Below are 12,705 nucleotides of genomic sequence, written 5' to 3'. Positions count from 1 at the left end.
GCACACTCGCTGCAGATCAGGATCGGCGCGGCGGCCTGCCGTTCTTTCGGTTGTAGGCGCGATAGAAGGTCGAGAGGTCGTTATAGCCGACCCGATAGGCGGCCTCCGATATGGGCAGGTCGGGGCGTTGCGTCAGCAGGCGATCGACGGCGCCGCAGCGTTCGTCGTTCAGCACCTCGGTGAAGGTCGTTCCGCATTGGGCGAGATGCAATTGCAGCGTTCGCGGGCGCATCTTCAGGAGCGCCGCCACGGTATCGATGGAAAGACCCGGATCGACCATTTCCGCGGAGACGACCGCCCGCGTCCGCCTCAGCGTCTCGTTCCAAGAGGAGGGCTGCGCCGCCGAAACATCGGAGCAGAAGATCGAGCTCATGAGCGCCTGCAGCGCCGTCCCCAGCCCATCGATCTCGCTGTCGTCCCAGTCGGTCTGCCGGCGGTGAACGAATTGAAGCAGGTTGGCAACGGAGGCAAAGAGCGGATGGCGATTGAGGCTGTCGGTCAGCAGTTCCGGCCGCCTTGCCTTCGCCGCCATGCTGCGCGGCATCTTGCAGACCAGAAACTCCGTGCCCCGCCCGGTGCCAAGCTGGGCGGTAAAGGGGCGCGCATTGTCGACGAGAACAACGTGCCCGACATCGGTGAGGAAGCACGCGTTGTCCTGCGAAAACCGCATCTGACCGCGCAGGATGAAGTTGAGATAGAGGTTGTCGTCATCGGCCAGCGAGATGTCGCGCTGCGTGCGCAGGATGAGATGATCGGGGACCGACAGATAGGTGAAGGCGTGGTCGTTCGTCTGCGAAAGACGCACATGGGAGTTGAACCGTCGATCGTCGGACGGGCGATCCGGGGTCAGCCGCACGAAGGATGTGCAAAGCGCATCGCGGTAATAGTCGAAACGTCGAAAATCATCGACGTCCTCGGCCGTCCACGTCATCGAAGGCATGGTGCCGCCTCCCTCTCCCATTGCTCCCGCGCCAATTTATGCGTCATCTCGCATAGGATGACAAGAATGTGTCCTGCCGGCCAATGACGGTCACCGGCAAACCGCGGAAGTTCCTGATGCGCGACGCCATGATGGCTGAACACGGTCTGCAGGACGAGAAGACGACGTGACCGGGCGCGCCAAGCTTTATCTCGCCGGGCTCAGAGCTCCTCCGCCTTCGGGGGAAACGTCGTTTCACCCACGGCTTGACCTGCGCCCGGACGGACCGCGCCGCCTCGACTTCGCCGGCGGCCGACGCCAGTGCGGGCGCCGGAATGTCCAGCAATTGCGCATCGGTGATGGGGACCTCCCTCGCCTCTGGATCGTTGGAAATCAGCTCTTGACGGATTTATGAACTAACTGGTACAAACATTCATGCCGAGGCGAGGAGGATACCTGCCAGGGCAAGGGGAGGTTGTTGCGTCCAATAATCCGCGGCCAAGAACACGCGGTGCTGATGACGCGGCAACAATGCCCGGGGAGGATGAATGTCATACAGCCTGGATTTCTCAGCCGTCATCGAGCGCCTGCCCGAGCTTTTGCTGGCGTGCCTCGCGACAATCGGTCTTGCACTGGCCGGGATGACGCTCGCGACCGTCATCGGTGTGCTGGGCGTGATTGCCCGCCGTTCGCGCTTTGCCTGGCTGCGCGCACTCACCATCGGCTTTGTTGAAGTAATCCGCAACACGCCGTTCCTCGTGCAGATCTTCTTCATCTTCTTTGCGCTGCCGCAGCTCGGCGTCCGCCTGAACCCGACCGTGACGGCGATCATCGCGCTGGCGCTGAACGGCGGCGCCTATGCGATCGAGATCATCCGCGGCGGGGTCGATGCGATCCCGAAGGGTCAGGTCGAGGCCGGACTGGCGCTGGGCCTGCACAAGGCGCAGATCTTCCGTTTCATCGTGCTCAAGCCCGCCTTGCGCGCCGTCTATCCGTCGCTGACCAGCCAGTTCATCATGCTGACGCTGACGACCTCGGTCTGCACGTCGATTGCGGCTTACGAACTGACCTCCGTTGCCCAGAAGATCGAGGCGGATACGTTCCGTTCCTTCGAGGTCTATTTCTCGATCACGATCCTCTACCTCATCATTTCGTCGCTGATGATGGGCGTCTTCGCCCTCATTTCCCGCATTTCCTTCAGCTACCCGGTCAAGTGAGGCGCGCGAAATGGCATCGATTGGCTTCAACGAACTGTTCTTCCTGCTGCAGGGCCTGAAATGGACCGTGGCACTCACCATCATCGGCTTCATCGGCGGCGGCATCTTCGGCCTGCTCGTGGCGCTTGCCCGCACGGCTGAAAGCAAGTTGCTGCAGAAGGTGACGACCGGCTATATCGCGATCTTCCAGGGCACGCCGCTCCTGATGCAGCTCTTCGTCGTCTATTACGGCGTGGCGCTGATCGGCCTGAATGTGGATGCGTGGATTGCGGTGGCGATTGCCTTCACGCTGCATGCCAGCGCCTATCTCGGGGAGATCTGGCGCGGCGGCATCCAGGCGGTGCCGAAGGGCCAGACGGAAGCCGCCAAGGCGCTTGGCCTGCACTACACTTCGCGCGTCAAGGACGTGATCCTGCCGCAGGCGCTGAAGATTTCGCTGCCGGCCACGATCGGCTTCCTGGTGCAGCTGATCAAGGGTACCTCGCTTGCCGCCATCGTCGGCTTTGTCGAGCTGTCGCGCGCCGGCCAGATCGTCTCCAACCAGACGTTCCGACCTCTCACCGTCTTCGCCATCATCGGCCTCATCTATTTCCTGATCTGCTGGCCGCTGTCGCTCTGGGGTGCACGCACCGAACGACGCCTGCAGACGGCAACCCGCTAAGACCAAACATGCCACTTTCATCAGCTTTTTAAGGAGGAGCAAAAAGATGAACCAACTGAAATCCATCAAGCGCCGGAGCCTTCTGGCCCTTGCCGCCGCAATCGCCGTATTTCCGGCACTCCACGCCAGCGATGCCTTCGCCGGCAGCCTTGCCGACGCCAAGAAGGCCGGCAAGGTCGTCATCGGCATTCAGGGCGACAATTCTCCATGGGGCTTCGTCAATTCGAGCGGCGTTCAGGACGGTCTCGATGCCGATATCGGCAAGGCGTTTGCCGAGTCTCTCGGCGTGAAGGTCGAGTTTGTTCCGCTCGCCGTCGCCAACCGCATCCCCGCACTGCTGACCGGCAAGGTCGACGTTCTGTTCGCCACCATGGGCATGACCGCCGAACGCGCCAAGACCATTCAGTATTCCAAGCCCTATGCCGGCAACGTTCTCTCGGTCTACGGCCCGAAGGACAAGAAGTACGCCGGCTACGATGACCTGAAGGGCATCTCCGTCGGCGTTCCGAAGTCGAGCGCCATGGACACGGCCATCACCGCCGGCGCCAAGACCGCCAACATCCTGCGCTTCGATGACGACGCTGCCAACATCCAGGCGCTTCTCGCCGGCCAGGTTGAAGTCATCGGCGGCAACCAGTTCTACGGTGACCGCCTGAACGCCGCAGCCGCTGGCAAGTATGAAGCGAAGTTCGACCTCATCACGCTCTACAACGGCGCCGGCATGCGCCCGGGCGAGAAGGACTGGAACGAGGCCATCAACACCTTCATCGACAAGATCAAGATGGATGGCACGCTGGCCAAGATCTACGCCAAGTGGATGAAGCGCGACGTTCCGGCCTTCCCGGAATCGCTGCCCGATATCCCGTTCACCGTGAAGTAAGGGAGAGGCTTCCATGCCGCAGACCACCGCAAACCAGACGCCACTGATCGCCATGGAAGGCGTTGGCAAGTGGTATGGAGCCTACCACGCACTGAGGAACGTCAACATCTCGGTTGCAAAGGGCGAGAAGATCGTCCTTTGCGGCCCCTCCGGCTCGGGCAAATCCACGCTCATCCGCTGCATCAACCATCTGGAGGAAATCCAGGAAGGCAAGATCACGGTCGAGGGTACGGTGCTGACCGGCTCCACCAGCGCGGTTGACGCTGTGCGCCGCGAAGTGGGCATGGTGTTCCAGAGCTTCAATCTGTTTCCGCACATGACCATCCTGGAAAACTGCACGCTCGCGCCGATGCGGGTGAAGAAGCTTTCCAAGGCGGAAGCCGAGGCGACCGCGCGCAAGTATCTCGAGCGCGTGCGCATCGTCGACCAGGCGGACAAATTCCCGGCCCAACTGTCCGGCGGCCAGCAGCAGCGCGCGGCGATTGCCCGCGCCCTTTGCATGGAGCCGAAGGCGATGCTGTTTGACGAGCCGACATCGGCGCTCGATCCGGAAATGGTCAAGGAAGTGCTCGACACGATGATCGGCCTTGCCCGCGACGGCATGACGATGATCTGCGTGACCCATGAAATGGGCTTTGCCCGGCAGGTCGCCGACCGCGTCGTCTTCATGGCCTCGGGCGAAATCATCGAGGAAGGAACGCCGGAAGAATTCTTCCGCAATCCGCAGCATCAGCGCACGCGCGCCTTCCTCGGCGAAATCCTCGCCCATCACTGAGCGCGAGCCAGACACCTGTAATTCCAAACCGCCAAACGGTATCGGACCATGACATTGCAAACGACTTATCGCGTCGGCCTGATCGGCGCAGGGATTCAGCTATCCAAATCGCCGGCGCTCCACATGCATGAGGGAGCCGCGCATGGGCTCGACTATACCTATGAACTGGTCGACATCACGGCGCGGAACCTGCCGGAAAGCGCCCTGCCCGAGCTGGTTTCCGAGCTTGAGACCCGCGGCTTTGCCGGGACCAATATCACGCATCCGTTCAAGCAGGCGGTGATCCCGCTGCTCGACGAGCTTTCCGACGATGCGCGGATGCTGGGCGCGGTCAACACCGTCGTTTTCCGCGATGGCAAGCGTATCGGGCACAATACCGACTGGTACGGTTTCTACGAGAATTTTGCCCAGGGCCTGCCGGATGTCCGCCGCTCACGCGCGCTTCTGGCCGGCGCGGGCGGCGCGGGTGTGGCTGTCGCTCATGCGCTGCTGAAGCTCAATGTAGAGCGTCTCGATATTCTGGATCAGGACCCCGCCCGTGCGCAGCGTCTCGCCGACGATCTCAATGGGCGCTTCGGGACAGGCCGCGCCTTTGCCGTTTCCGATGCGGCGCAGTCGCTTCCGGTCGCCGACGGCTTCGTCAACGCGACGCCCGTCGGCATGCTCGCCCATCCCGGGATCCCGATCGACCCCGCGCTTCTCGAAGCCAGGCACTGGGTTGCCGACATTGTCTACGTTCCGCTGGAAACAGAGCTTCTCGCAACCGCCAAGGCGAAACACTGCCGCGTTCTGCCGGGCGGCGGCATGACCGTCTATCAGGCCGTCGGCGCGTTCCGGCTATTCTGCGGGCGCGAGCCGGACGCAGCGCGCATGAGCAGGGACTTCATGCAGATGTACGCCGTCGACAACAAGGGTTGAGGCATCCACCGGCACGAAGGACCACGGGATCTACTGCATTCCAGTCGGGATAGAGCCAAGATGATCAGGGCGAAGCACATAGCGCAGCACCATTTCGGCCACATGGCGCGAAAGCCTGTGCTGGCCTTCGTCCGTGAACAGGTCGCCACCGAAAATCAGCGAGAAGGTTGCGCTGTTGGACACATTGAAGAAGGAGAGCGCGCTGATCTGCCAGTGAAGCTCCAGCGACGTGACGCCTTCACGGAAAAGGCCGGACGCCTGCCCGCGCCGCAGCACCTTTTCCAGCTCCTCGATCGCCGGCTGGTTCAGGTCGCGAATCGTCTTCGACATCTGCATGTGGCGGCCGTGGTGAATGTTCTCCACCATCACCATGCGGATGAAGGCCGGGTTGGCGCGATGGTGGTCGAAGGTGAACCGGCAGAGCTTGTCGAGCGCCGCGATAGGGTCGAGCCCATCCAGCTCCAGATCATGCTCGCCGCCGCGCACCTTGCCATAGGCTTCCTCCAGCACGCGCTGGTAAAGGCCTTCCTTGTCGCCGAAATAGTAATAGATCATACGCTTGGAGGTTTTCGTGCGCGCCGCGATCTCGTCGATGCGGGCTCCCGACAGGCCGTTCTGCGAAAACTCCTCCATCGCGACCGTCAGAATGTCGCGACGCACGCCTTCCGGATCGCGGACGGCAGGCTTCGTCTCCTTCGACTTCGCCAATTCGGTCGCCTCCCTCATCTCATCTCCCCTCGAAGCCATGCAAAAGCCGGCTTCCCCTCCTAATTAACCAATTAGTACATATCACAGGAAAGGATGGCAATATGGCATATCGCGATACCCGTCGGCAGCCGGTCCAGATGCAGACCTCGATTGCCACCGTCTCCATCAGCGGCGAGTTTCCCGAAAAGCTGGCAGCCATCGCCAAGGCCGGCTTCACCGGCGTCGAGATCTTCGAAAACGACTTCCTGACCTATGACGCCTCGCCGCGCGAAGTGGCGGAGATGGTGAAGGACCACGGGCTTTCCATCACCCTCTTCCAGCCCTTCCGCGACTTCGAGGGCATGCCCGAGCCGCAGCGCAAGCGGACCTTCGAGCGGGCCGAGCGCAAGTTCGAAATCATGGGTGAACTCGGCACCGACCTGATGCTCATCTGTTCGAATGTCTCGCCGATTTCGCTCGGCGGCATCGACCGCGCGGCCGGCGATTTCCACGAATTGGGCGAACTCGCCGCCCGTCATGGCGTGCGCGTCGGCTATGAGGCGCTCGCCTGGGGCCGCCACATCAACGACCATCGCGACGCCTGGGAAATCGTGCGCCGGGCCGATCACCAGAATATCGGCCTGATCCTCGACAGCTTCCACACGCTGTCGCGCAAGATCGATCCGAATTCCATCCGCTCGATCCCCGGCGACAAGATCTTCATCGTCCAGCTTGCCGATGCGCCGCTCTTCGACATGGATCTGCTCTACTGGAGCCGCCATTTCCGCAACATGCCGGGCGAAGGCGATCTGCCGGTGGTGGACTTCATGCGCGCGGTCGCCGCGACCGGCTATAGCGGCCCGCTGTCGCTCGAAATCTTCAACGACCAGTTCCGCGGCGGCTCAGCCAAGGCGCTCGCCGAAGACGGTCATCGCTCGCTGGTCAACCTGATGGACCGCGTTCGCCGGCTGGAGCCAGATATCGCCATCGATGTACCGGTCATGCCGGATCGGGTGGTGGCGCAGGGTGTCGAATTCGTCGAATTCGCCACATCCGACGATGAGAAGGACAATCTGGCCGCCCTGCTTTCGACGCTCGGCTTTGCGAAATCCGCCGAGCACCGCAACCGCGCCGTCGAGCTCTATACGCAGGGCGATATCCGTATCGTCATCAACACCGACAAGACGGGCGACACCTTCGCGGACGCCTCCTATGCCGTGCACGGCACCAATGCCTATGCCTTCGGCCTCAAGGTGGATAACGCCCGCGATGCGCTCGCGCGTGCCACGGCGCTGGGTGCGCCGACATTTTCGGAGGAGCGCAAATCCGGCGAGGTCGCCGTTCCGGCCGTGCAGGGTGTGGGCAATGGCGTCATCTATTTCCTCGACGATACGCCCGAGCTTTCCGGCATCTGGGAGCGGGAATTCCGCCCCCTCGCCTCTGTCGCCGAAACCAGCGGCGCGCACCTGACGCGGATCGACCATCTGGCGCAAACGACCCAGTATCAGGAAATGCTGACCTGGCTGCTCTTCTATCACTCGATCTTCTCGGTCCGCCGCACGCCCATGGTCGATGTCGTCGATCCGGGCGGGCTGGTGCGCAGCCAGGCGATCGAGGGCGATCCCGAGCCGCTTTTCCGCGTCACCATGAACGGAGCCGACAACCGCAAGACCTTTGCCGGCAAGTTTCTGGCCGAAGGCTTCGGCACCAGCATCCAGCATATCGCCTTTGCAACCGACGATATTTTCGCAACAGCCGCGCGGCTTGCCGAACTCGGCTTCCAGGCGCTCCCGATCCCGCGAAACTATTACGACGATCTCGAAGCCCGCTTCGGCCTTGATCCCGATTTTGCCGATACGCTGCGCGCCTCCAGCATCCTCTACGACCGCGACGAGAAGGGCGAATATTTCCAGATCTACAGCCGCACGTTCGGGGAAGGCTTCTTCTTCGAAATCATCGAGCGGCGCGGCGGCTATGCCGGCTATGGCGCCATGAACGCCCCATTCCGGATTGCCGCGCAAAGGCGGCTGGCGCGGCCAGCGGGAATGCCGAAACGCTGAGTTTGGAAGGCTCGCCAAACACGGAGATGGCGAAGGTTTCCGCAATCGAGTCCGGGAAATAATCTGCGGACCGGAGGGCCGCTCAGATCCGGGACCGAAGCCGTCGCCTGACCAGGATCCTGTTCTGCGGCTTCGAACCGAACCTGCGGATCTCGGGGCCAATTCCGAGAAAGCAATTGACAGCATACCGTACCAAACGGTAGCGATGGTTCACACTATATAAACGAATGACTATTTCTCAGAAGCTGGTGACGTTGTGTCCATTTTCAAAGGCTTGCCGTTTGGCACCATGTCCGCCGGTTCAGGTGCGAACATAAAAGTCATCAACTTCCATGCTAATCCGTACGAAAAGACTGGGTCAAAATAGATCCAAACCAGCGACAGCTGCCCATTGACTATAAGTCCGCTTAGCTGGCAAGAAATTGAATCAATTCTCGGCCCTTATAGTTGGGAAAATAGAAATTTCTGACAGAAACAATATATTTAAGTAATGCTCTCACAGCCTTTCAAATATCTGGATCTCCGCCGGATCTTCCCGATGCGTATGCGCCGCCGTTCGCGGCGCATGGCATCCATGCTGGCCCGATCGCTGCTCGTTCTCGCGCTTGTCGAAGCGACACCCGCCCTAGCCGATGGCGGCAGAGGCGGGCAATCGGTCAATTGCGCGCTTACCAATCCTGGCGTTGGCGGAGCGGGATTTTTGGGGGCCGCAGGCACTAACGGGGGCGGGAACTTCTCTGGATGCAGCCCGGCGGCGGCGGCGGTGGTGGTGCCGGGGGCGGTAACGGTGGCAACGGCGACGCGGGTATCAACAATAACGGGAGCAATGCAGGCGGAGCGGGCGGCACGGCAGGTGCCGCGGGGACCAATGGGACCAGCGCTATCAATGCAAACACGAATGGCGGCGCAGGCGGAGGCGGCGGAGGCGGCCTGAATGGCAATGGCGCCGGGGCCAACACCATTTCCAACGCGGGCAACGTGACGGGCGGCGCGGGCGGCGCGGGTGGCAATGGTGATACCTCCGGGGCCGCAGCGTTGTATGGCGGCTCGGGCGGCGGTGGCGGTGCAGGCGGCTATGGCGCCATTGTGACCGGCGCAGGAGCAAACACCAATTCGGGAACAATCACCGCCGGGGCCGGTGGCGCGGGAGGGCTCGGCGGAGCGGGTTTCGTCGCGGGCGGTGATGGCAAAGGCGGTGATGGCGGCATCGGCATCATGTTCACCGTGACAGGGGCAAGTCTGAACAATTCAGGCTCGGTTACCGGTGGCGCGGGCGGCGCAAGTGCGGCCGGAGCGGGTGTCGGCGGCGTCGGCATTTCCGGCAGCGGGCTGACCATCATCAACAGCGGGACGATTGCTGGCGGACTTTCGGGCAACGGCGTGACGCGCGCCAATTCCATCACATTCACCGCCGGCAGCAATACCATCACCTTTTCCAATGCGACATCGGGCCTGACCGGTGCGATCGGTCTTTCCACCAACACGACCACCCTGACATTCAACCAGACGGTCGATACGGTGCTGAACCAGGCCATCACTGGCGCAGGCGCGATCGCCAAGGCCGGCACAGGGAAACTCACGCTGACCGCGACGAATACCTACACGGGAGCGACCACCGTCTCGGCGGGAACCCTGCAGGTCGGCAACGGCGGAACGACGGGTGCGCTCGGCAACGGCAACATTGTGGATAACGCGGCACTCGTCTTCAACCGCTCCGACGCGATCACGATCGCCAATGCTATCTCGGGCACCGGCTCACTGACGCAGAGCGGGACCGATACGCTGACCCTGACCGGCGCGCTGACCTACACGGGAACCACGACCGTCAGCGGCGGTTCGATCATTCTGGGCGACGCCAATAACGCTGTGACACTTCCCGGCAATGCCTCGGTCACGGGCGGCAATCTGGCGGTCGCCAACGGCTCGCTCGGCAGCGGCACGATCACGGTGGCAAACGGTCGGTCCGTCATTGTGGGCTCTGTCGGAGGTCTGACGGCGACAGCGGGCTCTGCGACGATCACCGACGACGGCACCATCACCTTCCAGAATGCGAGCAGCGCCGGCACGGCAACGATCAACGCCACGGGCGTGGTCGATTTCGCCGATACCGCAACGGCCGCCAATTCCACGATCAATCTGACCGGCGGCGGCGTCGGGCAGCTGCGCGGAACCTCGACAGGCGGCGGCGCGACCTTCACGGTTGGCGCGGGCAGTTCGCTTTCCGTCGGCAACGATGCCTCGCTGGGCACAGCACGCGTGATCCTCAATGCAGGCACACTCAACATTTCCACGCATAATGCGGGCAATGTCGTTGCCGGCTCCATCGAGGGCAATGGCGATATCGGGCTCGGGGCCAACACGCTGCAGGCGGGCGGCAACAACCGCTCCACCACCTATTCCGGCGTCATGAGCGGCACGGGCGGCTTTACCAAGCAGGGCACCGGCGACCTGAAGTTCACCGGGACCAACAGCTATACGGGCAACACGAATGTCAATGGCGGCATCCTGAGCGTCAACGGCTCGATCGCCGCGTCCGCAGGCGTCACCGTCAACAATGGCGGCACACTCGGCGGCAATGGCACGGTCTCGACGACAGTCGTCAACAATGGCGGCACGATCGCGCCCGGCAATTCCATCGGAACGCTCACCGTCAACGGCAATGTGACCTTCAACAACGGCTCGACCTATTCCGTCGAGGTGAACAGCGCAGGCGCCGCCGACAAGCTCGTCGTCAATGGCACGATCACCATCAATCCGGGCGCGACGCTTGCCGTGAAGCCTTTCAATGTCGGCGAAACCGGCGTCACCTACGGCACGACGACCAACTACACGATCATGACGTCGACCGGTGCCCTGACCGGAACCTTCTCCAATGTCACCGACACGTTCGCATTCCTGGACGCGACCGTCGCCTACGGTGCGAACAATGTCGTCCTGACCCTGAAGCGCAACGACACCAGCTTTGCCAGCGTCGCCAATACGCCGAACCAGCGCGCGGCAGCAGCCGGGGTCAATTCGCTCGGTGCCGGGAACACGATCTATGGGGCAATCCTCGGCCTCTCCGCTCCGGATGCGCGCGCCGCCTTCGATCTGCTGTCGGGCGAGATCCACGCCTCGGTCGAGACCGCGATTGTCGAAGACAGCCGCTTTGCCCGTGATGCGGTCAACAGTCGTTTGGTCGCCCTGCGTCGCGGTGCGGCGAATGCGTCCGGCCATGTCTGGATACAGGGCTTCGGCGCCTATGGTACATGGGCGAGCGACGGCAATGCGGCAGCGGCCTCCCGCTCCACCGGCGGCTTCTTCATCGGCTCGGACGGCGAGGCGTTCGACAATGTCAGCGCCGGTGTCTTTGCTGGTTACAGCCGAACCGGCATCGACGCCTCGGCGCGCAGCTCCAGCGCATGCATCGACACCTTTCAGCTCGGCGCCTATGGCGGCACGAGCCTCGGCGATCTCGCCATCCGCTTCGGGGGTGCCTACAGCTTCCACGATATCGGCACGTCGCGCAGCGTCGTCTTTACCGGGCTGAACAACACGCTTTCCAGCCGCTATCAGGCCGGTACAGGCCAGCTTTTCGGCGAAATGTCCTACGACTTCAAGCTCGCCAATGGCGCGACGATCACACCGTTCGCCAATCTCGCCTACGTCCGTCTCGATGCGCGCGGCTTCACCGAAACCGGTGGCGCGGCAGCACTTTCCTCCGGCAAGGATCAGGCAAACACGCTCTTCTCGACGATTGGCGTCAGCGGCCGTACCACGATCGAGACCGGCACGCTGCCGGTCGAGATTGCCGGCAAGGTCGGCTGACGTCATGCCGGCGGCAATGTCGGCATGGACCGGGCGCTCAACTTCGCCAACGGCGCTGCCTTCACCGTCGGCGGCGTCCCGGTCGGCCGCGATACGGCGGTCATTGATGCCGAAATCGGGATTGCCGTCGCGCCCGCGGCCCGTCTCTCCCTGCGCTATTCCGGTCAGATCGGTTCCGGCGTCTCCGACCATTCGGTCAACGCCCGCTTTGACATGAGGTTCTGATGCGCGTCCTTCAATCTGTCCTTTCTGCGCTCGCCGCAGCGCTTTCGCTTGCCGCTGCCGCCTCCGCAGCCCCGCTGCCCAATGGCATGACCTCGCTCAGCGAGACCTATGGCGACTGGGTCGTCGCCTGCCAGATGCAGAACAACGCCCCCCGCTGCCAGATGTCGCAGACGCAGACGGAGCCGAAGACGCAGCAACTGTTCATGGCCATGGAAGTCCGCCGCAATGGCGACGGCACGATGGCCGCGACACTTCTCATGCCTTTCGGCCTTGCGCTGAAGAACGGCGTCACGCTGCAGATCGATGAAGCCCGGCAGATGGTGAAGGCCGAGTTCTCCACCTGCCTCCCGAACGGGTGCCTGGCCCCTGTCAGCATCGACCAGCCGACGATGCAGGCGCTGCAGACCGCCAAAACGCTCAACATCAGCGCCGTCGCCGCCCAGGAGAACAAACCCTTCCCGGCAAAAGTCTCGCTCAACGGCTTCGCCGCCGGCTGGGCGCGGCTGACTGACCTGACCAAGTAAACATCCAGGACGATCATGTTACAAAAAGAGCC

The 12,705-nt window shown here is 62.6% G+C and carries 11 protein-coding genes; 9 read left to right on the top strand and 2 right to left on the bottom strand.

The genetic code is table 11. The features are described 5' to 3' along the window. Positions 1–16: 16 nt before the first annotated feature. Positions 17–940 carry an AraC family transcriptional regulator gene (locus LQK84_RS15640; RefSeq protein WP_230829653.1) on the bottom strand — a complete coding sequence of 308 codons (924 nt, stop codon included), beginning with the start codon at positions 938–940 and terminating at the stop codon, positions 17–19. Between the two features lie 527 nt (positions 941–1,467). On the opposite strand from LQK84_RS15640, the gene LQK84_RS15635 reads away from it, so the two are divergent. The 5 genes from LQK84_RS15635 to LQK84_RS15615 are packed head-to-tail and all read left to right on the top strand — an operon-like array spanning position 1,468 to position 5,370. Further along, a complete protein-coding gene (locus LQK84_RS15635) occupies positions 1,468–2,136 on the top strand; it encodes an amino acid ABC transporter permease (RefSeq protein WP_230829652.1) in 669 nt (222 codons plus the stop codon). 10 nt (positions 2,137–2,146) lie between these two features. Then, positions 2,147–2,797 (top strand): amino acid ABC transporter permease, encoded by a 651-nt coding sequence (locus LQK84_RS15630; RefSeq protein ID WP_230829651.1) that lies wholly within the window; start codon positions 2,147–2,149, stop codon positions 2,795–2,797. A gap of 46 nt (positions 2,798–2,843) precedes the next feature. Beyond that, a complete protein-coding gene (locus tag LQK84_RS15625; protein WP_230829650.1) occupies positions 2,844–3,677 on the top strand; it encodes a transporter substrate-binding domain-containing protein in 834 nt (277 codons plus the stop codon). 13 nt (positions 3,678–3,690) lie between these two features. Continuing rightward, positions 3,691–4,452: an amino acid ABC transporter ATP-binding protein gene (locus LQK84_RS15620; RefSeq protein WP_330166416.1), complete on the top strand. Its 762-nt coding sequence runs from the start codon at positions 3,691–3,693 to the stop codon at positions 4,450–4,452. Between the two features lie 48 nt (positions 4,453–4,500). Next, complete coding sequence (locus LQK84_RS15615) at positions 4,501–5,370, top strand: shikimate dehydrogenase (protein WP_230829649.1); 870 nt, start codon at positions 4,501–4,503, stop codon at positions 5,368–5,370. Positions 5,371–5,400: 30 nt separating this feature from the next. Here LQK84_RS15615 and LQK84_RS15610 read toward each other — a convergent pair whose 3' ends face one another. Then, positions 5,401–6,096 carry a TetR/AcrR family transcriptional regulator gene (locus LQK84_RS15610; RefSeq protein ID WP_230829648.1) on the bottom strand — a complete coding sequence of 232 codons (696 nt, stop codon included), beginning with the start codon at positions 6,094–6,096 and terminating at the stop codon, positions 5,401–5,403. A 119-nt stretch (positions 6,097–6,215) separates the two neighbouring features. Here LQK84_RS15610 and LQK84_RS15605 point away from each other — a divergent pair, with 119 nt between their 5' ends. The 4 genes from LQK84_RS15605 to LQK84_RS15585 all read left to right on the top strand — a co-directional run bounded on the left by LQK84_RS15605 (position 6,216) and on the right by LQK84_RS15585 (position 12,673). After that, positions 6,216–8,117 carry a bifunctional sugar phosphate isomerase/epimerase/4-hydroxyphenylpyruvate dioxygenase family protein gene (locus LQK84_RS15605; protein WP_230829681.1) on the top strand — a complete coding sequence of 634 codons (1,902 nt, stop codon included), beginning with the start codon at positions 6,216–6,218 and terminating at the stop codon, positions 8,115–8,117. 741 nt (positions 8,118–8,858) lie between these two features. After that, complete coding sequence (locus tag LQK84_RS15595) at positions 8,859–11,924, top strand: autotransporter outer membrane beta-barrel domain-containing protein (protein WP_269072121.1); 3,066 nt, start codon at positions 8,859–8,861, stop codon at positions 11,922–11,924. Positions 11,925–11,948: 24 nt separating this feature from the next. Beyond that, positions 11,949–12,149, top strand: coding sequence for a hypothetical protein (locus tag LQK84_RS15590; protein WP_230829647.1), 201 nt, complete (start codon positions 11,949–11,951; stop codon positions 12,147–12,149). Continuing rightward, on the top strand, positions 12,149–12,673 hold the full coding sequence (locus LQK84_RS15585; RefSeq protein ID WP_230829646.1) for an invasion associated locus B family protein: 525 nt from the start codon (positions 12,149–12,151) through the stop codon (positions 12,671–12,673). The genes LQK84_RS15590 and LQK84_RS15585 overlap by 1 nt, the downstream gene beginning before the upstream one ends. Positions 12,674–12,705 lie beyond the last annotated feature (32 nt).

The organism is Rhizobium sp. C4, from assembly GCF_021026315.1.
Lineage (GTDB): Bacteria > Pseudomonadota > Alphaproteobacteria > Rhizobiales > Rhizobiaceae > Ensifer_A.
Note: the sequence above shows the minus strand (reverse complement) of the source record. Positions and strands in the feature narration are given on the sequence as shown.

Bases quoted from the DNA above. Each gene is read 5' to 3' on its own strand.
- LQK84_RS15640 (WP_230829653.1), bottom strand. From the start codon at position 940: ATGCCTTCGATGACGTGGACGGCCGAGGACGTCGATGATTTTCGACGT.
- LQK84_RS15635 (WP_230829652.1), top strand. From the start codon at position 1,468: ATGTCATACAGCCTGGATTTCTCAGCCGTCATCGAGCGCCTGCCCGAG.
- LQK84_RS15630 (WP_230829651.1), top strand. From the start codon at position 2,147: ATGGCATCGATTGGCTTCAACGAACTGTTCTTCCTGCTGCAGGGCCTG.
- LQK84_RS15625 (WP_230829650.1), top strand. From the start codon at position 2,844: ATGAACCAACTGAAATCCATCAAGCGCCGGAGCCTTCTGGCCCTTGCC.
- LQK84_RS15620 (WP_330166416.1), top strand. From the start codon at position 3,691: ATGCCGCAGACCACCGCAAACCAGACGCCACTGATCGCCATGGAAGGC.
- LQK84_RS15615 (WP_230829649.1), top strand. From the start codon at position 4,501: ATGACATTGCAAACGACTTATCGCGTCGGCCTGATCGGCGCAGGGATT.
- LQK84_RS15610 (WP_230829648.1), bottom strand. From the start codon at position 6,096: ATGAGGGAGGCGACCGAATTGGCGAAGTCGAAGGAGACGAAGCCTGCC.
- LQK84_RS15605 (WP_230829681.1), top strand. From the start codon at position 6,216: ATGCAGACCTCGATTGCCACCGTCTCCATCAGCGGCGAGTTTCCCGAA.
- LQK84_RS15595 (WP_269072121.1), top strand. From the start codon at position 8,859: ATGCAGCCCGGCGGCGGCGGCGGTGGTGGTGCCGGGGGCGGTAACGGT.
- LQK84_RS15590 (WP_230829647.1), top strand. From the start codon at position 11,949: ATGGACCGGGCGCTCAACTTCGCCAACGGCGCTGCCTTCACCGTCGGC.
- LQK84_RS15585 (WP_230829646.1), top strand. From the start codon at position 12,149: ATGCGCGTCCTTCAATCTGTCCTTTCTGCGCTCGCCGCAGCGCTTTCG.